General features: G+C 66.3%; 16 protein-coding genes and 2 tRNA genes. 6 read left to right on the top strand and 12 right to left on the bottom strand.

Features of this window, described 5'->3' with window-relative positions:
* Nucleotides 1-85 precede the first annotated feature (85 nt).
* The 6 genes from C5C07_RS21280 to C5C07_RS09640 all read right to left on the bottom strand — a co-directional run bounded on the left by C5C07_RS21280 (nucleotide 86) and on the right by C5C07_RS09640 (nucleotide 5,018).
* Nucleotides 86-183 (bottom strand) — tRNA-OTHER (locus tag C5C07_RS21280).
* A 148-nt stretch (nucleotides 184-331) separates the two neighbouring features.
* Complete coding sequence (locus C5C07_RS09660) at nucleotides 332-2,179, bottom strand: FAD-binding protein (RefSeq protein WP_004974458.1); 1,848 nt, start codon at nucleotides 2,177-2,179, stop codon at nucleotides 332-334.
* A gap of 55 nt (nucleotides 2,180-2,234) precedes the next feature.
* Nucleotides 2,235-3,116 carry a succinate dehydrogenase/fumarate reductase iron-sulfur subunit gene (locus tag C5C07_RS09655; RefSeq protein WP_004974456.1) on the bottom strand — a complete coding sequence of 294 codons (882 nt, stop codon included), beginning with the start codon at nucleotides 3,114-3,116 and terminating at the stop codon, nucleotides 2,235-2,237.
* Entirely contained in the window at nucleotides 3,116-3,487 is a 372-nt protein-coding gene (locus C5C07_RS09650; RefSeq protein ID WP_004974454.1) for a succinate dehydrogenase hydrophobic membrane anchor subunit, read from the bottom strand. The genes C5C07_RS09655 and C5C07_RS09650 overlap by 1 nt, the downstream gene beginning before the upstream one ends.
* Complete coding sequence (sdhC, locus tag C5C07_RS09645; protein ID WP_004974453.1) at nucleotides 3,487-3,882, bottom strand: succinate dehydrogenase, cytochrome b556 subunit; 396 nt, start codon at nucleotides 3,880-3,882, stop codon at nucleotides 3,487-3,489. Before sdhC ends, C5C07_RS09650 begins: the two co-directional genes overlap by 1 nt.
* 110 nt (nucleotides 3,883-3,992) lie before the next feature.
* Nucleotides 3,993-5,018 (bottom strand): succinylglutamate desuccinylase/aspartoacylase family protein, encoded by a 1,026-nt coding sequence (locus C5C07_RS09640; protein WP_115804991.1) that lies wholly within the window; start codon nucleotides 5,016-5,018, stop codon nucleotides 3,993-3,995.
* Between the two features lie 131 nt (nucleotides 5,019-5,149).
* Between C5C07_RS09640 and C5C07_RS09635 the strand changes: the two genes are divergently transcribed.
* The 6 genes from C5C07_RS09635 to C5C07_RS09610 all read left to right on the top strand — a co-directional run bounded on the left by C5C07_RS09635 (nucleotide 5,150) and on the right by C5C07_RS09610 (nucleotide 12,079).
* Nucleotides 5,150-6,511, top strand: a complete 1,362-nt coding sequence (locus tag C5C07_RS09635; protein WP_004974451.1) for a RimK/LysX family protein — start codon at nucleotides 5,150-5,152, stop codon at nucleotides 6,509-6,511.
* Between the two features lie 133 nt (nucleotides 6,512-6,644).
* The gene (locus C5C07_RS09630; protein ID WP_115804990.1) at nucleotides 6,645-7,226 is read left to right on the top strand and encodes a DNA-3-methyladenine glycosylase; all 582 of its coding nucleotides are present in this window, start codon (nucleotides 6,645-6,647) and stop codon (nucleotides 7,224-7,226) included.
* A gap of 141 nt (nucleotides 7,227-7,367) precedes the next feature.
* Complete coding sequence (locus C5C07_RS09625) at nucleotides 7,368-9,344, top strand: 3-hydroxyacyl-CoA dehydrogenase/enoyl-CoA hydratase family protein (protein WP_004974449.1); 1,977 nt, start codon at nucleotides 7,368-7,370, stop codon at nucleotides 9,342-9,344.
* Between the two features lie 86 nt (nucleotides 9,345-9,430).
* Nucleotides 9,431-9,505, top strand: a tRNA-Glu gene (locus C5C07_RS09620).
* Between the two features lie 351 nt (nucleotides 9,506-9,856).
* Nucleotides 9,857-11,218 (top strand): MgtC/SapB family protein, encoded by a 1,362-nt coding sequence (locus C5C07_RS09615; protein WP_049905049.1) that lies wholly within the window; start codon nucleotides 9,857-9,859, stop codon nucleotides 11,216-11,218.
* Nucleotides 11,219-11,647: 429 nt separating this feature from the next.
* Entirely contained in the window at nucleotides 11,648-12,079 is a 432-nt protein-coding gene (locus C5C07_RS09610) for a disulfide bond formation protein B (RefSeq protein WP_050459793.1), read from the top strand.
* Between the two features lie 37 nt (nucleotides 12,080-12,116).
* On the opposite strand, the gene C5C07_RS09605 is transcribed toward C5C07_RS09610, so the two are convergent.
* The 6 genes from C5C07_RS09605 to C5C07_RS09580 all read right to left on the bottom strand — a co-directional run bounded on the left by C5C07_RS09605 (nucleotide 12,117) and on the right by C5C07_RS09580 (nucleotide 21,923).
* Entirely contained in the window at nucleotides 12,117-13,631 is a 1,515-nt protein-coding gene (locus C5C07_RS09605; RefSeq protein ID WP_115804989.1) for a DASH family cryptochrome, read from the bottom strand.
* Nucleotides 13,632-13,707: 76 nt separating this feature from the next.
* Nucleotides 13,708-14,250, bottom strand: a complete 543-nt coding sequence (locus C5C07_RS09600; RefSeq protein WP_004974441.1) for a hypothetical protein — start codon at nucleotides 14,248-14,250, stop codon at nucleotides 13,708-13,710.
* Between the two features lie 8 nt (nucleotides 14,251-14,258).
* Nucleotides 14,259-16,268: a SpoVR family protein gene (locus C5C07_RS09595; RefSeq protein ID WP_004974440.1), complete on the bottom strand. Its 2,010-nt coding sequence runs from the start codon at nucleotides 16,266-16,268 to the stop codon at nucleotides 14,259-14,261.
* Entirely contained in the window at nucleotides 16,265-17,584 is a 1,320-nt protein-coding gene (locus C5C07_RS09590) for a YeaH/YhbH family protein (protein WP_004974438.1), read from the bottom strand. The genes C5C07_RS09595 and C5C07_RS09590 overlap by 4 nt, the downstream gene beginning before the upstream one ends.
* Nucleotides 17,575-19,854, bottom strand: coding sequence for a PrkA family serine protein kinase (locus C5C07_RS09585; RefSeq protein ID WP_004974435.1), 2,280 nt, complete (start codon nucleotides 19,852-19,854; stop codon nucleotides 17,575-17,577). The genes C5C07_RS09590 and C5C07_RS09585 overlap by 10 nt, the downstream gene beginning before the upstream one ends.
* Nucleotides 19,851-21,923 carry a PrkA family serine protein kinase gene (locus C5C07_RS09580; RefSeq protein ID WP_004974434.1) on the bottom strand — a complete coding sequence of 691 codons (2,073 nt, stop codon included), beginning with the start codon at nucleotides 21,921-21,923 and terminating at the stop codon, nucleotides 19,851-19,853. The genes C5C07_RS09585 and C5C07_RS09580 overlap by 4 nt, the downstream gene beginning before the upstream one ends.
* Nucleotides 21,924-22,360: the final 437 nt, after the last annotated feature.

Here is a 22,360-nt window from a genome sequence, read left to right as displayed (position 1 = left end):
TCGACGCCGCCGACTTCGACTGTCGTCGAAGGGAGCGGGTCGCGGGCCGGCGGGCGGCGAGGCCCGGCGGCGCGCGGTTCCGAGACGGAAGGGGCGGGAGTCGAACCACGCGAAGCCATTGAAAACCACCGGACCGACCGCGAGGGCCTGCGCCGGTGTGCTCTACCACTGAGCCACCCTTCCGGGCGGCTGTAGGGGTCGAGCGGGCAAATAGCCGTTGGTGGGCTCCGGCCGCGGTCGCGCGATTCGGCGCGCTGTGCGCGTCGGTGCACCGCTCGGGAGTCGACGTCGAAAGAAAGGGCGTCTGCGACTCGGACGAGTCGCGGTCGACTCAGTAGCTCCGGACCTTCGGCTCGTACGTCTTGTCCTCGCCTTCGAGGATGACCGGCTTGTACCAGAGTTCCGGGCGGCCGTCGTTCCACGAGAGCATCGTGTGCTTGAGCCACTCCTCGTCGCGGCGCTCCTGGTACTCCTTGCGCCAGTGGGCTCCGCGGAACTCGTTGCGCGCGAGCGCGCCGAGCGTGATGGCCTCGGCGATGTCAAGGATGTTGCGCGTCTCCAGCGTCTGGAGCAGGTCCGTGTTGAACGTCCGCGACTTGTCGGCCACGAACACGTCCTGGTAGAGTTCGCGCGCCTCGCGGATGTCGCGGAGCGCGTCCTTGAGGGCCGACTCCTCGCGGAAGACGTTCACGTTGCGCGTCATCGACTTCTGGACGCGTTCGCGAATCTCGGCCTGCTGGATGCCGTCTTCTCGCTCCAGGAGGGTGTCGATGGTCTCGCGCTCGTCTTCGACGGCGCGCTGGACGAGGTCCGCTCCGGAGACGGACGCGCCCGCGTCCGCCGCCGTCCCGCCGTCGGCGACGGCGTCCTCACCGATACCCGCTTCGCCGAGTTCGACCGGCGAGTCGACCTCGCCGAGTTCGTACTCGCCTTCTTTGCCGGTCGTGATTTTGGCCGCCTCCATGTCCTTGCCCGCGGCGTGGTGGCCGGCGCGCTTGCCGAAGACGATGAGTTCGGGGAGCGCGTTGCCGCCGAGGCGGTTGCCGCCGTGGACGGAGGCACAGGCGCACTCGCCGGCCGCGTAGAGACCGGAGATACAGGTTTCGCCGTTCTCGTCGGTCTCGATGCCGCCCATCGCGTAGTGCTGGCCGGGCTTGACCGGCATCGGCGCGTCGAGGGGGTTGACGCCCTCGAAGTCCTCCGAGAGGTGGATGATGTTCTCGAGGCGGTCGATGATGCGCTCCTCGCCGAGGTGGCGCATGTCGAGGTGGACGTACTCGTCTTCGATGCCGCGGCCCTCGTTGACCTCCGTGAGTTCGGCCCGGGAGACCACGTCGCGCGAGGCGAGTTCGCCGAGGTTGTTCGCGTAGCCGTACTCGAACATGAAGCGCTCGCCGTTTTCGTTGTAGAGGATGCCGCCCTCGCCGCGGACGCCCTCGGTGATGAGAACGCCCGTCGAGGGGAGCGTCGTCGGGTGGAACTGGATGAACTCCATGTCCTCCATCGGCGCGCCGGCGCGGTAGGCCATCGCGACGCCGTCGCCGGTGTTGGCGACCGCGTTGGTCGTGTGGTCGTAGACCTGCCCGAGGCCGCCGGTGGCGAGGATGACGCCGTTGCGGGCGCGGAAGCCCTCGACCTGTCCGGTCTGAACGTCGTAGGCGACGATGCCGTGGCAGTTCCGGTCCTCCGGCTTCTCCTCGTCGGAGACGGCCAGTCGGGTCACGTGCCACTCGTCGTAGACCTTGATGCCGCGCTTGACGAGCTGCTCGTACATCGTGTGGAGCAGCTGGTGGCCCGTCTCCGCGCCCGCGTAGGTGGTCCGCGGGAACGAGAGCCCGCCGAACGGTCGCTGACTGACGCGGCCGTCGTCGTCCCGGGAGAACGCCATCCCCCAGTGTTCGAGCTTGATGGTCTCTTTCGGGCTGTCCTTACAGAGGGTCTCGGCCGCCGGCGCGTCGGCCAGATAGTCCGAGCCCTTCATCGTGTCGTAGGCGTGGTCCTCCCACGAGTCGCCTTCGCGGAGCGCGGCGTTGATGCCGCCCTCCGCCGCGCCCGTGTGACTTCGGACCGGGTGGAGCTTCGACACGATGGCCACGTCGGCCCCTTCCTCGTGTGCCGCAATCGCCGCGCGCAGGCCCGCCCCGCCCGCGCCGACTACGATAACGTCGTGTTCGTACATGGTGTGTTTGGGTGTGTCGTAGGGTTGGTCGAACTTCAGGGTTTCACCGGGAAGTTCACCAGAACTTCAGGTTGTTCTTAATCGCCTCGCGCTTGAGTTCCTGGATGTGCTCCGTGAGAGGGATGTCCTTCGGGCACACCTCGGTACAGGAGAACTGGGTCTGGCAGCGCCAGACGCCGTGTTCCTGTTCGAGGATTTCGAGGCGGCGCTGCTTCATGTCCTCGCCCTCGCGTTCGTCCATGGCGAAGCGGTAGGCCTTGTTGATGGCCGCGGGACCGAGATACTCGTTGTCGCCGGCGGCGATGTTACACGAGGACATACACGCGCTACACCAGATGCAGCGGGTGGACATCTTGACCTTCTCGCGGTTCTCGCGCGTCTGGCGCTGCTCGTCGAGTTCGCCGTCCGGAAGCGAGTTCGTCTGGAAGTACGGCTCGACCGACTCCATCTGGTCGTAGAAGTGCTCCATGTCGACGACGAGGTCCTTGACCACGTCGGCGTGCGGGAGCGGCTCGACCCGAATCGGCTCCGAGAGGTCCGACAGCTGGGTCTTGCAGCCGAGTCGCTGCGACCCGTTGACGAACAGCGCGTCGGACCCGCAGATGGCCTGCCGGCAGGAGTGCCGGAAGGTAAGCGAGGAGTCGTAGTGGTCCCGCGCCCACATGAGCGCGTCGAGGACCGTCATCCCCTGCTTGTACGGGACGTGGAAGTCGTCGAAGCGGGGCTCCTGCTTCTCCGGCACCTCGGGGTCGTAGCGGAAGACCTTGAGGTGGAAGGTGTCGTCCGCGGAGCGCGCCTTCTCGGCCGCCTCGGCCTCGCGCTGCTCTTGGACTCGCTCGGCCCGCTCGCGCTTTTTCGCGTCGCGCTTCTGCTTGCCGGCGGACGCCGTCTCCGTGGCCGATTCCTCTTCGACTGCTTCGGGAACTTGCGTGCTCATTAGATGGGAACACCTCCGGCCCACGCGAGGGCCGTGCGGACGCCCTGCACGATGAGGAGGACGCTCGCGAGACCGAGAATCGCCTTGACCGCCGTCTTCCGGGTGCCCGTGAGGCCCTGGTTGACGAGGGCGTTGTAGACGCCGTTGACCCCGTGGAACGTCGCGGTGACGAGGAACAGGATCATCAGCGAGAAGTACGTCAGCTGCTCCATGCGCGCCTGCGAGAGGGCGAACGTCACTTCGTCGGCGTGGTTGACGAAGTGGAGCAGGAAGAAGTGGAACGCCAGCACCACGACGAGGAAGGCGGCTGTCAGCCGCTGCCAGAGCCACCGCCGGCCGCCCGGCTCGAAGGACGTGTATCGCTCTGCCATTAGATGCTCACCCCCGAGAGGAACGTGGGAACGCTCGCGACGACGATGACACCCGTCAGGATGAGCGACGCGTAGAAGCTCTTGTCCTGTGCTTCCAGCCCGACGCCCAGGTCGACGAACAGCAGCCGCAGTCCGTTGAGGATGTGAAACACCGCCACCGCGAGCAGCCCGACTTCCAGAATACGCACGACCAAGAGACTCTCCAGCGCCTGAATCGTGTTCGTGTACGCCGCCGCGCCCGAGAGGGCCGTCGACAACACGGCGATGTGGGTAAAGAGATAACCCACAAGCACCCAGCCGGTGAACTTGTGGAATATCCAGGCCCACATGCCGGCCGAGAACTCCCGCCATCTGCTGAAGTCCTCGATGAGGCCCCGATTGTAAGACTGACTCATGCTCTTGTGAGTGTCGGGAAGGGGAGGGTATAGAACTTACGTGTATGGAGTTTCGTGAGGGTTGGCAAAAGTCGCCGGACCCCGAATATCTCGGGGCGGGGCGGCCGGTCTCAGAGCGTCGGCTCGGGGGTGCCGGACTGCTCGCGCTCGACGACGCGCCGCACCTTGTCCTTCAGTTCGACGAGGTGGCAAAGCGGGTTCCCGGGGTAGACGACCGGGTTCTCGAGGACGCCGACGAGCAGGCCCGTGAAGGGGGCGACGACGGTGACGTTGTCGTCCTTGAACGGGTTCGTAATCGTGCAGATGCGGTCGCCCTCGTGGACGAGCGCGCCGCGGTCGTGGTGCATGTCGACGATGCCGCCAGCGTCGGCGCGGAGCCACGTCTTCTCGTTTTCGTCCGAGATGACGGTCCGCCAGCCCGGCCAGTTGACCGTCGAGGTCCCCCGGAGGCCGAACTCGGCGAAGACGCTCTCGACGCCCGCGAGCGCCTCGTCGATGAGTTCGCGCTGGAAGCGGTGGGCCTCGCCCATCTCGACGGTGATGGCCGGCGTCCCGCTCGCCGACGACTCGGTTCGGAGCATCCCGCTGGACCCCGAACTGTCGATGATGACGTGCGAGCCGAAGGCGTTGGCGAGTCGCGCGACGGCGGGGTCGGACATGTCCGCGCGGACGTGGAGCATGTTAGTTCGCCCCCGCGTGGAGGTGTGGAAGTCGATGCCGAGGTCGCAGGGCGCGATGAAGTTCTGGTAGATGCGGTGTGCCATCCGCTTTGCTCCCGTCGAGGTCTCGGAGCCCGGGAACGACCGGTTCAGGTCACGGTCGTAGATGGGGAGGTACCGCTGTTGGGCGAGGAACGCGGGGACGTTCATCACCGGCATGCAGACGAGCGTGCCCGCGAGGTCCGCGAGGTCCCACTCGTAGGCCACCTCGCGGACGACCTCGATACCGTTCAGTTCGTCGCCGTGGGCGGCGGCGGAGAGGAACACGGTCGGCCCCGGCCGCTCCCCGTTGATGATGGTGACGGGGATGCGAACCGGGTCGCCGAGATACGTCTCGGAGATGCCGTACCGGATGTCCTGTGTCTCGCCCGGCTCGACCTTCCCGCCGTTGTAGGTGAAGGCCTCGTTGTCGGCCATGTGATGCGATGGGAGGGCCGGGGTTATAAACGGTCGCGACGGACCGCCCGACGCCGTCCTCGCGGCCGCGAACCGCGGGCGGCCGGCTCTCGACCGTCATGTCTTTGAAACCGGGAGGATATCAACTGAGTATGTCCACCACAGACGACGCCGTGCGTGTCGGCGTGCTTTCTCTGCACAACAGCAAGGAGACGAAGGCAATCCTCAACGCGGTCGAAGACCTCGGTCACGAGCCGGTGTGGCTCCGCCGGGAGAACGCGGCGGTCAGCATCGAAGACGGAGAGGTGACGGTCGAGCCAGAGGTGGACATCATCGCGAATCGACTGCTCCTGTCGAACACCGAGGAACCCGCGGAACTGCTCGGGCTGGCGACGACGTTCAACCGCATCCGACCGATGCTCAACGAGCCCGACGCGGTTCTCGCGGCCATCCACAAGTTCGCCACGGCCGCGACGCTCGCCAACTGGAACATCCAGGTGCCCGACGCGCTCCTCGCGCTCTCGAACGACCGGCTGAACAAGGGCCGCGAGCGCTTCGGCGACGTCGGCGTCTACAAGTCCGCCATCGGCACCCACGGCGGCGGGACGTGGAAGGTCGACCTGACCGAGCCCGTGAACCCGAAGGTCGGCAACCGACAGGCGTTCCTGCAGAAGCTCATCGACCGCGACGGCGACCGCCACCGCGACCTGCGCGTCTACATCGTCGACGGCGAAATCATCGGCGCGATGTACCGCTACGCCCCGGACGGCGACTGGCGGACCAACGTCGCCCTCGGCGGCGACGTGCTCAACGCGACCGACGAGATGCCCGAGGAAGCGCGGGAGACGGCGCTCTACACGGCCGAAGTGATGGAGATGGACTACGTCGGCGTCGACCTCGTCGAGGGCGAAGACGGCTGGTTCGTCCTCGAAGCCAACCCGACCGCCGGCTTCAAGGGCCTCTATCAGGCGACGGGCAAGAGCCCCGCACCGCACATCGCGAAGCTCGCAATCGAGCGCGCGGGCGGCGAGGTCGACGAGGCACGCGTCGAGGAACTGTCCGCGACGCTCGACGACTCCGTCCCCTCGTGTGCCCCCAACGAGTCGCCCATCATCGACGGCGAAGCGCCCATCATCGGCTACATCGAGGAGGTCGTCGTCAACGGGACCAGCGGCTCCCAGCAGACCCTCGCGAAGTCCGACACCGGCGCGACCCGGACGAGCATCGACACGAGCCTCGCCGCCGAAATCGGCGCGGGGCCCATCAAGAGCATGACGCGCGTGAAGTCCGGGAGCCTCAAGGGCGGGAAGGCCCGCCCCGTGGTCGACCTCGTCATCGGTATCGGCGGCACCCAGCACACCGTGACCGCCAGCGTCGAGGACCGCTCGCACATGGACTACCCGCTGCTGCTCGGGCGCGACATCCTCGAACACTACCGCGTGGACGTGCGCCGCCGCGCCAACGCCGACCGCAACGACAGCGACGACGAGGAAGAGGAACTCCTCGAAGAGTAAGTCGGCCCGCGCCACGCCACGGCCACCGGCGCGCTCGCCATCGGCGCGACGACCGCCGTCGCTCCGACCGGTGACCGCATCCGAGCACCCGAGACACGCGCACTTTTCTCTCCGACGACCCAACCACGGGTCGATGAGCGACGACGCATACCGCGAACTCCGGGCGGACCCGCACCTCGGCGACGTGGTCGAGGAACACGGCCCGCTCTCGCTCGACCCCGCCGACGACCCCTTCGAGCGACTGGTCGTCTCGATTGTCAACCAACAGCTCTCGACGACCGCGGCGGCGACGATTCGGGACCGCCTGTTCGACCGCGTCGAGGTCACGCCCGAGGGGATACTGGCCGCCGACGAGGCCGTCCTGCGCGACTGCGGCCTCTCGAATCAGAAGGTCGGCTACGTCCGCAACGTCGCCGACGCGTTCCGAGACGGCCTCTCGGCCGAATCTCTCCGGGAGATGGACGACGACGAGGTCGTCGCGGCGCTCACCGAGATTCGCGGCGTCGGCGACTGGACCGCGAAGATGTTCCTCATCTTCGCGCTCGCCCGCGAGGACGTGTTCCCGGTCGAGGACCTCGGGATTCGACGCGGCATGGAACACGTCTTCGGGTTCGAACCCGACGCCGTCTCCCGCGGCGAGATGCGCGAACGCGCCGAGCGCTGGGCCCCCTATCGGAGCTACGCCAGCCGGTATCTCTGGCGGTGCGTGGACTAACTTCGAACGGGTGGAAAGCAAAGCCGAGACGAATAATCGACAGACTGCGCCGGTATTTCTAACCGAGAAAATAAACATCTGTTACGTTTATATTCTGCGCGAGGGAAACGTTGAAACCGCCGCGCACTATAACGTTCGTCCATGAACGTAGATGACGTCAACAGTATCACCGTTCTCGGAGCGGGCAACATGGGCCACGGCATCGCGGAGGTCGCGGCCCTCGCCGGCTACGACGTCGTGCTGCGCGACATCAAAGACGAGTTCGTTCAGAAGGGCTACGACCAAATCGAGTGGTCGCTGAACAAACTCGCCGAGAAGGACCGGCTGTCGCAGGACGACGCCGACGCCGCGCTCGCCCGCGTCTCGACGGCGGTGGACCTCGGCGAGGCCGTCGTCGACGCCGACGTGGTCATCGAGGCCGTCCCCGAGAAGATGTCCATCAAAAAGGAGGTGTACACCGAGTTGGAGGAACACGCCCCCGACCACACGGTGTTCGCCACCAACACCTCCAGTCTCTCCATCACCGAACTCTCCGAAGTGACGGAGCGACCCGAGCGCTTCTGCGGAATGCACTTTTTCAACCCGCCGGTCCGCATGGACCTCGTCGAGGTCATCTCCGGCGCGCACACCGCCGACGAGACGCTCGAACTCGTCGAGGACCTCGCCGAGGCGATGGGCAAGACGCCCGTCCGCGTCCGCAAGGACAGCCCCGGCTTCATCGTGAACCGCATCCTCGTCCCGCTGATGAACGAGGCCGCGTGGATTGTCCACTCGGGCGACGCGACGATGGCCGAGGTCGACTCCACGACGAAGTACGACATGGGCCTCCCGATGGGGAGCTTCGAACTCGCCGACTACGTCGGCATCGACGTGGGCTATCACGTCCTCGAATACATGCACGAGGTGCTCGGTGACGCCTACGAGCCGTGTCCGCTCCTCTCCGAGAAGGTCGAGGAAGGCGACCTCGGTCAGAAGACCGGCACGGGCTTCTACGACTACGAGGACGGCGAGGGCGCGGAAGTCCCCCACGACGAGGGGAGCGAAGCGGTCAAGAACCGCCTCCTCGGCGTCATGGCGAACGAAGTCGCAGGTCTCGTCGGAAACGACGTGGCCGACCCGGCGGCCATCGACCGCGCGGTCAAACTCGGCGGGCGCTTCCCCGACGGCCCGGCGAAGATGGCCGACAACGCGGGCATCGCCACCCTCGTCGGCGCGCTCGACAAGCACCACGACGAGACCGGTGAGGAGCGCTACGAGGCCGTCCAGTACCTCCGCGACCTCGCCCAGTCCGGCGAGGGCTTCTACGGCGGCGCGGAGGAATCCGACGAGGCACCCGCGTTCGACGACATCTCCGTCGAGGTGCGCGACGGCATCGGTCACATCACCCTCGACCGCCCGCACCGCCTCAACACCATCAGCATCGAACTGATGGACGAACTCTCCGAAGCGCTCGACACCCTCGCCGAGGACGACGAGGTCCGCGCCGTGCTCCTCACGGGGGCCGGCGACCGCGCGTTCTCCGCCGGAGCCGACGTGACGAGTATCGCCGCGGGCGGCGGCGACGCCGTCTCGGGCGTCGAAATCTCTCGGAAGGGCCAACAGACGTTCGGAAAGCTCGAGGAACTCGACAAGCCGGTCATCGCCGGCATCGACGGCTTCTGTCTCGGCGGCGGGATGGAACTCGCCATGTGCGCCGACCTCCGCATCGCCACGGAGCGCTCCGAACTCGGCCAGCCGGAGCACGACCTCGGGCTCCTCCCCGGCTGGGGCGGCACGGTCCGCCTCCAGCGCATCGTCGGCACCGGCCGCGCGAAGGAGATTATCTTCAGCGCCGACCGCTACGACGCCGAGACGATGGCTGACTACGGCTTCATCAACGAGGTCGTCGAGAACGACGGCTTCGAAGAACGGGCCTTCGAGTACGCGAAGCGGTTCGCACAGGGCCCGCCGGTCGCCCAGCGCTACACCAAGCGCGCCATGCACAACGGCTGGGAAGACACCGACTCCGGACTGGAGGTCGAAGCGCAGGCGTTCGGCCTACTGTTTACCACCTCGGACCTGATGGAGGGCATCGCCGCCTTCACGAGCGACCGCGACCCCGAGTTCACGGGCGAGTAAGCCGCCGCCGTGGGTGGGTTCCTCTCACTCACCCACGATGGAACGCAACGCTTAAAATAGTCCAACGACCACTCGTGAATGCAGACGCTCGGTTGGTGTAGTCCGGCCAATCATCTTGGCCTTTCGAGCCGAGGACCAGGGTTCAAATCCCTGACCGAGCACTTCTCTAAGGAACAACGTGACGAAGAAGAGCGCGCAGTGTAGGGATTTGAATCAGGGAGTAGCTTGCTGCGACTGAGGTTCAAATCCCTGACCGAGCACTTCTCTGCTGAACTACCTTCCAAGCGACCGCTGTACATGTCGCCTAGACCGCGAAGGTGCGGATATGAGCGGGATATTCGAACTAGCGAGCAACTTGTTGCGAGTGGAATTCAACTCCTCTCCCGAGCAGTTCTCTCACCCCGGACGACTCGACTCCCGCCCGCGGTAGTTAGCTTACACGTTTTTAACGATAGCAATTAAAATATACACGATAGCATGGAACACGAGCGTCCCGGGACGGGAGTTCGATGATGCTCGAAGAGTTCGTCTCCCAAATCGACCCCGTCGTCGTCCGCCTGTTCGTCGCGGCGGCGTTGGGGATGTTCCTCGGGTTGGAGCGCGAGCGGTCGAAGAAGAGCGCCGGCGTGCGGACGTTCACGCTGACGAGCCTCCTCGGTGGCGTCGCCGTCGTGGTCGGAAGCGACATCCTCCTCGCGGTCGGCGGGTTGTTGGTGGTCGCACAGGCGGTGTTGCTCGGGAGTCGCGGACTCGTCGAACGCGGGTCGCACGAAAGCGAGGACGACCGAGCCGACTCTCAACTCGACTTCGACGCGGACGCTGACGCCGAAGCCGACGACGGCCGCCGCGGTGACGCCGAGGTCGTTCGCCTGGACGACCTCGGCGTGAACCTCTCACTCACTACGTCGACGTCGTTGTTAGTCGCCTACGCGGTCGGCGCGGCGGTGGTGAGCGGCTTCGTCATCGAGGGCGTCGTCGTCGCGCTCACGTCGTCGCTCCTGTTGGTCCTGCGGCGCGAACTCCACGGGTTCGCCCGGCGGCTCACGACCGACGAGGTTCGGAGCGCCGTCGAGTTCGCCATCATCGCGTTCGTCGTCTACCCGTTGCTCCCCGAGGGGCGAATCGGTCCGTGGGATGCCGTCAATCCCCGGACGGTCTGGTTGCTCGTCGTCGCGGTGAGCGCAATCGGCTTCGTCAACTACGTCATCATCCGACGGTACGGCGAACGCGGCATCGCCATCACGGGCTTTTTCGGCGGGCTGGTGAACTCGACGGCCGTCATCGGCGAGATAGCCGGTCGGACCAGCCGGAACCCGTCGATTCGACCGCTCGCGGCCGGCGCGATTCTGATGGCCGACGCGGCGATGGCGCTCCGAAACCTCTCGCTCGTCGTCGTGTTCATCCCGGAGCTCGCGGTCGAGGTGGGGATTCCCCTTGGACTCGTCGCGCTCGTGGGTGTGAGCTACGCGCTGCACTCCCGCGAGTGGGGCGTCGACCTCGACGTGGCGTTCGAGTCGCCGTTCAGCCTCGAAAGCGCCCTCCGGTTCGGCGTGTTCTTCCTCCTCGTGTTGCTCGCGTCCGCGGCGGCGCAGGAGTACTTCGGCGCGGCCGGGTTCGTCGTGACGAGCTTCCTCGGCGGACTGGTGTCGAGCGGGTCGGTCGTCACGACCACCGTCACGCTCTACGGCGGCGGCACCATCAGCGAGACGACCGCCGTCGTCGGCGTCCTCGCCGGAACCGCCGCGAGCATCGGAGTCAAGGTGGCTCTCGCGGCGAGCGTCGACCGCGAACTCCTCGGGCCGGTCGCCCGGCGGAGCGCGCTCCTCGTGGCGGCGGGCGTCGCCGGCGTCGCCATCGTCGTCTTTCGTCCGTAAGGCGAGCGGCACGGAGGTCCGCGCACGCGGAATCAACTTGGCCGACACAACAGTCAGCGACACAACATTGATAACACCGTGCTGCGGCAATCAAATCGCACTGGTTCGGCGCGTATCCCGTGACCGAGCGGCCCACGAAGATTCGCCCGTCGGTCGTCCCCCGACGGGCGAGGGTCACTCCGCGTATCCACCCTCCCGAGCGACTGCGCTCGTCTGAGTGGCCCGATTCGTCCGACCGCCCCCGTTCGCGCCGACAGCTCGACTGCGAAGCCGATGGCTTGAGGTTCGCCGGCGTCTATCGTGGCTCTACGTCCACCGAGCGATGATACGCGACCCGACCCGACGAGACCGTGGTGAACCGCACGCGAAGCGACAGCAGTCGGCCCCGAAGCCGAACCGGGCGAGAAACGGCCTCGGGAGCGCCTGACCGTGTCGGACACGACGCGCGCCGCGCTCGCCGCCGGAACGCTCGTCGCCCTCGCCGCGACGAGCGGGAGTCTCTATTTCAGCCTCGGTCTCGGGCTCACGCCCTGCGACCTCTGTTGGTACCAGCGCATCCTGATGTACCCGCTCGTCGTGGTGCTCGGCGTCGCCACGGTGGAGGACCGACCCGGCGTCTGGAAGACGGTGCTTCCCCTCTCGCTGGGAGGGCTCGCCCTCTCGGGCTACCACTCGTACCTGCAGGTCGCACCGGGCGCGACCTGTACCGTCGGCGGCCCGTGTACGTCCATCCAGTATCCCGTGCTCGGCGGCCTCCTGACCATTCCGCGACTCGCGTTCATCGGGTTCGCGCTCGTGACGGTCCTCGCGCTCGCCGCCGCCCGCCTCGGCGGGTCGGCCGACGACGCGTGGGGGATGTGACCGGGTTCGGGACCGCACTCCGAGCGCCGTCGTCGCCCTAACTCCCGTCGAGTTCGACCATCGGTTCGGGGTAGTCCACGCCCAACTCGACCCCGTAGGTCGCCTGTTCTTCGTCGCTTAGTTTCCACGGTTCGTGGGCGTACTCGGCGGGTAACGCGTCGAGTTCGGGGAGCCACGTCTTCACGTACTCGGCGTTCTCGTCGTAGCGGTTCGCCTGCCAGCGCACGTCGAACGAGCGGTCCCGCGAGTCGTTGCCGACGCCCGCGATGTAGGCCCAGTTGCCGTAGTTCGACGCGGGGTCGTAGTCGACGAGTCGCGTCTCGAAGTACGCCGCACCACGTCGCCAGTCCAGTCTGAGGTCGTTGGCGAGGAACGACGCGGCGTTCTGCCGCCCGCGGTTCGACATGTAACCCGTCGCGTTCAGTTCCCGCATGTTCGCGTCGACGAAGGGGATACCCGTCTCGCCCGCCGTCCAGCGCTCGAACTGCGTCTCGTCGGCCCGCCAGTCGACGTCGGTCCGCTCGCGGATGCCCCCGCGGCGGAAGAAGTCGCTCCCGTGTTTGGCGAACTGGAACTGGAAGAAGTCGCGCCAGCGGAGTTCGAAGACGAGCCAGTACGTCGAGTCGTTTGCGACCCGTCGGTCCTCGTAGCGGTCCACCTCGGCCTTGACGTACCGCGGCGAGAGACAGCCCTCGTTCAGCCACGGCGAGAGCTTCGAGGAGTAGTCGGCCCCGAGCAGTCCGTTTCGCGTCTCCTTGTACTCGCGGAGGTGGTCGCCCGTCCAGATGTACGACTCCACGCGGTCGAGCGCGGCCGTCTCGCCGCCGTCGAAGGGGAGAACGCCACGGTCGTCGGGGGCGCGGGCGGACTCGGCGTCCGAAATTCCGACGAGGTCCGAAAGCGAGGGGAGGTCGCCCGCGACCGGTGCGTCGACCGGGAGCGGCGGGACGTCCGGTTCGGAAATCGGGTCACGACCGGCGGGGTCGCCGTCGCCCGCTGACTCGCCACTTCGCCCTGCGTCGCCTCCCTCGTCGCCTTCGACGGCCGATTCGACCGCCTTCCGGAACGTCGTGTACGTGTCCGGAACTTCGGAGAGCGCCATCGGGAGGTCGTCGAGGTGGGTGAGCGTGTGGCCCCAGAAGCGCCGGAGGTCGACGCCGTCGCCTCCCAGTTCTCGCTCGACCGCCGACTCGACGCTCGACTCCTCGGGGGTCGGACGCGTGTGGACCGTCACGAAGTCGGCGTCGACGGTCGCCGCCAACTCCGGAAGGACGGACTCGGGCGTCCCCTCGCGGACGACGAGGTCGCTTCCGCGCTCTCGGAGGGACGACCGCAGGTCGGACAGCGATTCGAGGCGGAAGCGGGCGCGGTGCGCGCCCGTCTTGTCGAAGTCGAAGGAGTCGGGCCCGCCGAAGGGCCGGTCGCCGTACTCGCGGGGGTCGAGACAGTAGACCGGGAGGACGCCGCCGGCGTCGCAGGCGGCCGCGAGCGCCTCGTTGTCGTGCAGGCGGAGGTCGCGGCGGAACCACGCGAGCGAAGTTGACTCGGACATCGTCGGCGGCGCTTAGGATGGGGATGACTTGAGTCGAACGGCGGTCCTGGGGCGACCCCCGGCCGTGTCGCCGGGTCTACGTCCGGCTTCGCGTCTGCAGGCCGAGTTCCGCGCCGGCGACGACGGCGGCGACTGTGAGCGCGAGCCCGGCGACGAGTCGCGGGTCAACGCGGTCGATGACGGGGACGCCCATCCAGCCGGCGAAGAGGAGCGCGAGCCCGGCGAGACACGTCGCGAGCGACAGGAGCGCGAAGGGAGCTTGCGTCGGCTCCTCGTCGGCCAAGTAGTGGTCGAGCTCCGCCGCGCTCGACCCGAGCGAGACGGTCTTCGCCCGCGAGTCGTACGCGACGATTCGGAGCGAGTCGAGCTTGGGCAGATGGGTCTGGTGGAGCGAGATGTAGACGCTCTGACGGACGTTCTTGGGAGGTGGCGACTCGCCGGACTCTATCTCGGCGATGTGCTCCGCGAGGTCGCCGACCGACTCCGGACCGTCCCCGTCGCGCAGTCGTTCGAGCGCGAGCCGCCGCCGCTCGTTTCTGAGCACGTCGTGGATGTCGGCCTCGTCGAGCGAGCCGTCCGCCTGCTCGCCGGAGACGGTCGGCGAGTCAGGCTCGGCCATCGCCCCGCTCAGAGCCAGTCATCGGGCTTCGTGTCGTAGTCGACCTCGCCGGCGGCGATACGCGCCTCCAGTTCGGGGTCGAGGTCGTGTTCGTCGAACGATTCGCCGTCGTAGCGGACGCGGATGGCTCGCTCTTCCGGCGTCGGCTCGCGCCCCCGTCGACGGGCGACTTCGACCTCGTGCTCGTCGAACTCCTTCGTGATGGTCATCAGGTTCACCGGGCGGCCCCAGAGGTGATAGACGCGCTCCAAGACGCCCTTCGCCTGCTTCATGTCGAGGATGACGCCGTTGTACTGGTGTCCCAACAGGAGTTCCCCGCGGTTGTCGAAGTTGCCGTCGTACACCGCGATAGTCGGCTTTCCGAAGTTCGTGAACTGGAACAGGAGCTTCTTTTTCACGTCTCGGTACTCCGACGAGGAGACGCGGAACTGCCGGGACGACTGGGAGTACTCGTAGGCGAAGTAGTGGTTCGCGCGGACGAACTCCTCGGAGAGGAACGCGTCGAGGAACGTCACGTCGTTGTGGCTCTCGCGAATCTCGCGCATCCGGTCCCAGCCGGCGGTCTTGTCCACGTCGGCGACGGCCTCCTCGACGCTGTCGTACACCTCGTCGTCGAACATGTACCGCGAGAGCTGTTCGAGTTCGGAGCGCCGAATCCGGCTGAGGAACCCGCGGTTCTGCGCCTTGACCAGCGAGTAGTGTCGCTCCGCGAGCCCCTCGTAGGTGAGGAGCTTCCACGGGTACGCTTCGAGGTCGAGCGACTCGTCGCCCGACAGCGCCCTGTCGAGGGTCTCGTGGTCGACTCTCGGTTCGTCGGGGCCGAGTTCGGACAGTTCGTCGAGGGAGTCGGCGCTGACGCCGTCGATAGCGGGGTCCGCCCGGAGGAGCGTCTGCACCTCGTCGAAGTCGACCGTCTCGTGGAAGTTGCGCCACGTGACGCCCTTCACGCGCAGGAGTTTGTCGGCGACCTCCGCGCGGTTCGTCGAGTTCTCGATGTACTCCCACAGCTCCTTGCCGAGCTTGTAGGGGTTGAGCCCGGGCGACCCGAGGACGCGCGACTGGTGGTCGGCGTAGGTGATGAACTCGTCCGTGCCCGCGAAGCGCTCGTCGCCCATCATGAGCGACTCCCAGTAGGCCGCCCAGCCCTCGTTCATCACCTTCGTCATCTTCTGGGCGGCGAAGTAGTACGCCTCCTCGCGGAGCATGTCGAGGACGTCCTTCTGCCACGGCTCCATCTCTTCGGCCTTGCCCGTCTCCTCGTCGTACCGCATCCCGTGTTCTCGGACGTACGCGAGCACGTCCTTCCGGGGGTCGGTGAGCTTCGCGGCCTCGCGTTCGGCCTCTTCGACCCCCTCGAGCCACGCCTCGTCGAACACCTCGCGGCGCACGTCGTCGGAGATGTCGAGACTGTCCAACTGGGCGCGAATGTCTCCGGGGATACGACCGTCCTCGTCGGCGGCGGCCTCGCGGATGGTCCGGTGCTGGTCGATGGTGTCTTCCAGACAGAGGACGGCGTCGATGAACTTCTCCACGTCGTCCCGGCTGATTTCGGGGTTTTCCACGTACCGTTCGATGGTCTGGGCGTGCCGTTCGAGCATCGCCGCAGCGGCGAACTGGCCCTCGTCGGAGAACAGCCCGAACCACTGGTTGTTCTTGAAGAAGTCAGAGTGCGCCTCGACGTGCGTGATGACGGCCTTCTGGTCGGCCAGCGAGTTCGACTCTTGGAGGAAGGCGTTCGCCGGGTCGTCGTTGTTGACGATTTCGAACGCCTTACCCATGCCGAACTGGTCGGTCTTCCGCTGGCGGTCGTAGGTCATCCCCCACCGCCAGTGCGGATACCGCTCTTGGAACCCGCCGTAGGCGATGAGCTGGTTCATCTCGTCGTAGTTGACCACCCAGTAGTTCACCGGGTAGGGGTCGAGTCCGAGCTTCTTCGCGAGCGCGCCGGCCTCCCGGACGGGCTCGTCGAGTCTGGCGGCCTCGCGCTGTGCGTCTCTGCGGTGTCGTCTGAAACTCATTCTGCTGTCGCCTCCGTGCTGAGGATGGTGTAGATGGCGTCGATGACGTCGTCGGGCTCCGAGACGTACGCGACCACGACGTTACCCTGCTCGCCGAGGCTCCGTTCGACCTCTTCTGCGTGCGTGGCGTTGATGGCGGTCCCGCCGGGCTGGGTCTCCACGTAGGCGTGGAGGTTCGCGTCTATCTCCTGCATGAGCGGGACGACCCGCTCTTTGGTGTCGTTCGAGGAGTTCTCGGAGTCGCCCGCGGCGAAGACGTAGCGGTTCCACTCGCGCCACGGGTAGCGCTCGTCCAGCACCTCTTTCGCCAGCTCGTAGGCCGACGAGATGCGCGTCCCGCCGCCCGAGCGGATGCCGAAGAACTCGTCGCGTTCGACCTCCCACGCCTCCGCGTCGTGGGCGATGTAGACGAACTCGGCGTGGTCGTACTTGCCCGTGAGGTACCAGTCCAGCGGGGTGAAGGTGCGTTCGACGAGCTCGCGCTTCGTCTCCCGCATCGACCCCGACACGTCGCGGATGTTGACGACCACGACGTTCGACTGCTTCTTCTCGATGACCTCGGGGTGGCGGTAGCGCTCGTCCTCGCGGCGGAACGGAATCTCGCGGAGTCCCTCGCGTCGGATGCGCTGGATGGCCGTCGTCCGCTCGACGTTCTCCTCCATCTCCTCGAAGGAGGCCCACGTCCCGCGTTCGTCGTCCGGGATGCGGCTCCACTCGTCTTCGATCCACGCCATCGAGACGAGGATGTTCTGCTCGCGGCACCACCGGAACACCTCGCGGGCCGAGGTGCCGTCGACTTTCATCGCCTCGCGGACGAACTCCTCGTCGAAGTCCATCGCGAGCTTGCGCTTCAGGCCCTCCTTGAACAGGCGCTCGAAGTCGAGGGTGCTGTGGGGGCCGCTGCGGGTGATGTCGGTGAAGTCGCCTTCGACCTCCTCGATGACTTCCTTGCCCTTCGGTTCGAGTTCGAGGCCGAGTTCCTCGTCCAGCGCCTCGGCGAACTGCTCGGGGTCCATCTCGTAGTACTCGTGTTCGGCCCCCTCCTCGCCGGGCTCGCCGTCTTCGCCCTCGCCGTCACCGGGCTGTGGCTGGCCGAGCGGCTGGCCCACGTCGGGCGTGCCGCCTTTCCCCTGCCCGACGCCGCCCATGTCGAGGCGGTCGTACTTGAACTCCGGCAGGTCCACGACCTTGATGGGTATCTTGATGTCTTTCGAGCCGGACGCGCCGAGGTCGCCGTAGGAGATGAACTCCTTGAGGTCTTCGCGGCGTTCTTCGCCCACTTCGCGGAATCGTTCGAGGTCGTCTCTCAGTCCCATGTGTGGCTCACCTCCTTCATCACGGCACGGCTGGTCAGTTCGGCCGACGCCGCGGTGTAGCCGCGGTCGACCAACTCGTCGATGGTGCGTGCTTTCACGCGCGCCGTCTCGGTGTTCGCCGGCGGGTCGTCCCACTGGCGGGGGTCGAGGTCGGAGAACAGCCGGCGCACGTCCTCCCAGTCGTGGGTTTCGAGCACCGTCCGGATGACCGGAATCTCGGTCAGGTCCACGTCGGAGACGGTAAAGCCCTCGTCGCGGTTCTCCCACGCGTAGCGGTTGAGCGCGGTGATGACCTTCTCGTTTCGGAAGTCCTCGACCGTCTCGGATGGGTCGTTGCCCTCGTAGTCGTCCGGCGAGAAGCGCCCGAGGTGCTCGGTCTCGAACAGCTTCATGAGAAGCGGGTCGGGGTCGACCGGCCCGCGCTCGGTCTCTATCTGCCCGTCGGACGCCCACGCGTAGACGTGTTCGACGTACTCCTCTACCGTCTCGCGCTCGACGCCTTTGTCGGCGAGAAGCGCGTCGAGCACGTCCGCCTCCTGCTGGTCGAAGATGTACTCTTTGACCATGGCGATGCGGCCCTCGTACTCCGAGGACTCCGCCCGCGAGAACACGGGCGCGTCCGATAGCTCGGCGACCATCTCGTCGAGCACGTCGGTCGGCATCACCACCGACGACACGTCGAGGTCGGGGTGTCTGCGGTCGACGCGGTCGTGCAGGAGGTCGGCGATGACGTCGCGGGTGAACGTCACGGGAATCCCGTGAGTCCCCTCGGAGTCGCCGACGAACTCGAACGCCGACACCTCGCGGCGCTGGTCGCCGACCTGCAGGTAGCCGCGGTCGAACAACAGCGCCTTGTCGACGAGGTCGAACTCGATGTCCGGGTCGCGCGGCACGTCGTCGCCGTCGAGCCGGGTCACGACGCTGTAGAGCGCCGCGGCCTCGACGGCGTGGGGCGCGAGTTCTCGCGTGCGGACCTCGCCCGGCCCCTCGCGGACGTCCAGCGAGACGGCCTCGGCGACGCGGTCGGCCATCGCCTCGGGGTCGTCGGTCCAGACGCTCGTCTCGTTGGTCAGCTCGCGGCGGATGAGCTCGGCCTCCAGCGAGAGGTTCGTCAGGTAGCGGAACTCGTGTTTGTTGAGCCGGCGCTTGAGCGCCTTCAGCGGGTCGCGGCCGTTCCTGTCGGCGTACTTGTCGAGTTCGGCGTCGAGGTCCGGGTTCGAGATGATGACGAGCTGGGTGTCGATGTCCATCCCGATTCCCTTGTCCAGCTTGACGTGGCCCTCGTCGGGGACGTTCAGGAGCTTCTGGAGCAGGTCGGCGTGCTGGGTGGCGTCCTCGACGATGGTGAGGAGGCCGTTGCCCTGCGAGAGCACGCCGTCGTAGCTGAACGCCTGCGGGTTCTTGCGCCCCCGGGAGTTCAGTTCGCGGAGCATGCTCGGCATCCACGACCCGACCAGTCGCTCCTTGGGCGAGCCGTCGTCCTCCGAGTGGAGGACGCCGACGCCGCGGCCGACGTCGACGACGTAGTTTTTCACCCGGAGGTGTTTCGGGTCGGTGACGGCGCTGAAGAGGTCCTGCTTGCCCGCTCTGCGGAACTCCTCTTCGAGGTAGGTGTACGCCTCCAGGCAGAACGGGTCGAGGTCCTCGTCGACGTCGACGGGGATGTGGTCGCCGTTCCTGCTGTTGAGGTCGGCGAGCAGCCGCTTGCGAACCTCCGCGGGGAACACCGAAAGCGGGTGCGACTGGACCGGGCTTTCGTACCAGTCCTCGTCGGCGGCATCGACCTCGCCGCCGTAGGATAGCCCGCGGGTGTCGTCGGCGTTGGCGACGTTCCACTCGACGGTGTAGCGCCGCCCCGCGTCGGTCTTCGAGTACTCCCGAAGCCCGTTGATGAGACAGCGTTTCAACTCCGATTTCCCCGTGGCCGTCGGGCCGTCGAACCAGACGATTTTCTCGGCTTTGCCGCGGTCGGCGGCGATGGTCCGCAGGTCGTCGACGAAGGCGTTGAGCACCTCCGTGTTGCCGAGAACCGCGTGCTCGCCGTCGTTGGCGGGGTCGTCGAAAAAGCGGTAGCGCTGTTTCTCCTCGCCCTGTTCGACCACCTGTCTGGTCCCCATCGACTCGATGGCTTCCAAGAGGTACTTCGACGCGTGGGAGGCGATAGACGGGGACTCGAACGCGGCGTCGACGTACTCGCCGAGGCTCATCGGCTCCTCGTAGGTGCCGCGGAGCGCCTCGTCCGCCTCGCGGATGTAGTCTCGCATGGTCACCCTTCGAGTTCGGTCTTCGCCACCTCCGCACCGGCGAACTCGAGCACCTCCCGTGCGCCGTCGCGCGAGTAGCCCTGGTCGACGAGCGCGTCTATCCACGCGTTGCGTTCGTCGTCGTCCAGCTCGTTCGCGCTGACGAGCGCCGAGAAGTTGATGTTGTGCTTCTTGTCCTCCCAGAGCTTGCGTTCGAGGGCGCGGCGGAGGCGGTCGTTGTCCTGCGGGTTGAACGACGTCCCCTCGCGGGCACGCCGAGAGACCCAGTTGGAGACCTCCTGTCGGAAGTCGTCCTTGCGGTCCTCGGGGATGTTGAGCTTCTCTTCGACCGCGCGGAGGAACTTCTCGTCGGGCTCTTGGTCGCGGCCCGTCAGTTCGTCTTCGACCGTCGCGTCGTCGATGTAGGCCATGACGTGGTCCATGTACTTCTCGCCCTGCCGGCGAATCTCGTCGATATCGTAGGCGAGGGCGTGGCGCACGTCCTCGATGGCGCGCTCTTTGTACTCCTCGCGGACCATCTCGAGGTAGCGGTGGTAGCGTTCGAGGTTCTCCTCGGGAATCGACCCGTGGTTCTCGAGGTTCTCTTCGAGGTGGGTAAACGAGGACAGCGGCGAGAGGTAGCCGCGGCCGCGGTGGGTCGCGTCCATGATGGCCTCGGCGATTTCGTCGCCGATGAACCGGGCGGAGACGCCGTCCATCCCCTCGGCGATGTCGGCTTTCTTCTCGCCCTCCTCGCGGAGTTTACGCACGTCCACGTCGTCGCCGTCGTCCAACTCGCCGTTGTAGGCCTTCGCCTTCTGGACGAGCGAGATGGTGTCGGAGTCGGGTTCGACGATGCGGGTCAGAACGCCGAACAGCCCGGACATCTCTAAGGTGTGCGGCTCGACGTGGATGTCGGGCACGTCCGCGTTCCGGAGCATCTTCCGGTAGATTTCGGCCTCCTGTTCGTACTCGAGGACGTACGGGAAGTCGATGCGCTTCGTCCGGTCGTTGAACGCCTCCATCTTCTCGTCGCCCTTCTTCTCTCTGTACTCCGGCATGTTCGTCCGCCCGACGATGACCTGGTCGATGTCGATTCGGGGGTTGTTCTTCGGCTTGATGGTCTGTTCCTGCGAGGCGTGCAGGAAGTCGTAGAGGAACTCGCGCTGGAGCTTCAGCAGTTCCTCGCCGGAGAAGATGCCGCGGTTCGCGTTACAGAACGCGCCGGCGTAGTCGAACGCCCGCGGGTCGGACTCGCCGTACACCGCGAGTTTCGAGTAGTTGACGTCGCCGGTGAGTTCGGTCTCGTCTTGGTTCTTCTTGTCCTTCGGCTCGAACGTCTCGATACACTGCCGTTTGTTCTCGGAGGCGACGAGCCGGATGACCTCGATGTGGTTCGCCACGACCTCCTCTAGGTCGTCGTCGTAGTGGGCGAGCAGCCGGTCCATGTAGAACTCCGAGGCGGGGTCAAGCGCCTGGTCGTTCCGGATGGTGTACGGCGCGTCGAGGTTCTCGTTCAACTGCTTGATGACCACGTCGCGCTGTTCCTGCGGGAGCAACACGAGCGGGTCCTGGTTCATCGGCGACTGGACCACGTCGTCGGAGGGGTCCTGGTCGCGGATGACGTCGCCGAGGTTCGTCCACCGGAAGGTGTACATCCGCCCCTCGTCAGACATCGTGTAATCCTCGAAGTAGCGCCGGGAAATCCAGTCGAAGTGGGACTTCCCGGAGCCGACGGGACCCAAGAGGAGTTTGATGCGTTTTTCGGGGCCGAGGCCGCGGGCCCCCGATTTCACCTTGTTGACGAACTCGTGGATCGACTCGTGTACTTCGCGACCGTAGAAGACGTTTTCACCGTCGTGAAGGGGGTCTTCGGAGGCCATGAGGTACTCCACGACGCCCGCGTCCTCGTCGTAACGGGTGCCGTAGAAGTCGAACATGTCCGCCACGCGCTGGTGGGCGTTGCGAGCGATCTTTGGGTGAGCGTAGACCTCTTCCAAGTACCACTCGAAGCTCTTCGCCTCGCGGAGGTCCGCGGGCACGGAGTCTTTGTAGTGCTTGCTCAGGTCTGCGAGTGTTTCAATTTCGCCGGTCATTGTTCGTGGAGCCTCGTCGGACCAGCCGTCCGGTTAGACGACCGAGGGCGACGCGCCCGCGTTCGCGGGTCGCAGACGACACACCGCGAACCACGGACCCGCGGCGCAGACCGCGGGCGGTAGGTCGAAGTGCGTCGCCGCCGCTGCGCGCTTACGACGGGTCGGCGACTGGCGACAGAATCGGCAATTTGCGGACGATGCGCGACGGCTCGCTCGGCCCGGGGACCGAGACTACCAATCAATGAGAGACGTTAACATATAACGCTTTCTCTGAAAGTAGTCAACAAATTGTCTCGAACGCCAACCAATCCAGATACGTACCACGTCCCGTGACCCTCCAACCAGCCGAAGTGTGTCGATTTAATCGGCGGTTCAGTCGACTGTCGGTGTCGTTAATCGGGTCGGTTGGGATTCATGTCGTCTCCGATGGGTCGCGT

Source organism: Haloferax sp. Atlit-4N (assembly GCF_003383025.1).
Taxonomy (GTDB): domain Archaea; phylum Halobacteriota; class Halobacteria; order Halobacteriales; family Haloferacaceae; genus Haloferax; species Haloferax gibbonsii.
The sequence above is the reverse complement of the archived record's forward strand: the minus strand, read 5'-3'. Positions and strand labels throughout refer to the sequence as shown.

Coding starts and splice junctions, on each gene's coding strand:
- C5C07_RS09660 (WP_004974458.1), bottom strand. CDS start 2,179: ATGTACGAACACGACGTTATCGTAGTCGGCGCGGGCGGGGCGGGCCTG.
- C5C07_RS09580 (WP_004974434.1), bottom strand. CDS start 21,923: ATGACCGGCGAAATTGAAACACTCGCAGACCTGAGCAAGCACTACAAA.
- C5C07_RS09615 (WP_049905049.1), top strand. CDS start 9,857: ATGCTCGAAGAGTTCGTCTCCCAAATCGACCCCGTCGTCGTCCGCCTG.
- C5C07_RS09655 (WP_004974456.1), bottom strand. CDS start 3,116: ATGAGCACGCAAGTTCCCGAAGCAGTCGAAGAGGAATCGGCCACGGAG.
- C5C07_RS09650 (WP_004974454.1), bottom strand. CDS start 3,487: ATGGCAGAGCGATACACGTCCTTCGAGCCGGGCGGCCGGCGGTGGCTC.
- sdhC (WP_004974453.1), bottom strand. CDS start 3,882: ATGAGTCAGTCTTACAATCGGGGCCTCATCGAGGACTTCAGCAGATGG.
- C5C07_RS09630 (WP_115804990.1), top strand. CDS start 6,645: ATGAGCGACGACGCATACCGCGAACTCCGGGCGGACCCGCACCTCGGC.
- C5C07_RS09590 (WP_004974438.1), bottom strand. CDS start 17,584: ATGGGACTGAGAGACGACCTCGAACGATTCCGCGAAGTGGGCGAAGAA.
- C5C07_RS09640 (WP_115804991.1), bottom strand. CDS start 5,018: ATGGCCGACAACGAGGCCTTCACCTACAACGGCGGGAAGGTCGAGCCG.
- C5C07_RS09635 (WP_004974451.1), top strand. CDS start 5,150: ATGTCCACCACAGACGACGCCGTGCGTGTCGGCGTGCTTTCTCTGCAC.
- C5C07_RS09605 (WP_115804989.1), bottom strand. CDS start 13,631: ATGTCCGAGTCAACTTCGCTCGCGTGGTTCCGCCGCGACCTCCGCCTG.
- C5C07_RS09600 (WP_004974441.1), bottom strand. CDS start 14,250: ATGGCCGAGCCTGACTCGCCGACCGTCTCCGGCGAGCAGGCGGACGGC.
- C5C07_RS09595 (WP_004974440.1), bottom strand. CDS start 16,268: ATGAGTTTCAGACGACACCGCAGAGACGCACAGCGCGAGGCCGCCAGA.
- C5C07_RS09625 (WP_004974449.1), top strand. CDS start 7,368: ATGAACGTAGATGACGTCAACAGTATCACCGTTCTCGGAGCGGGCAAC.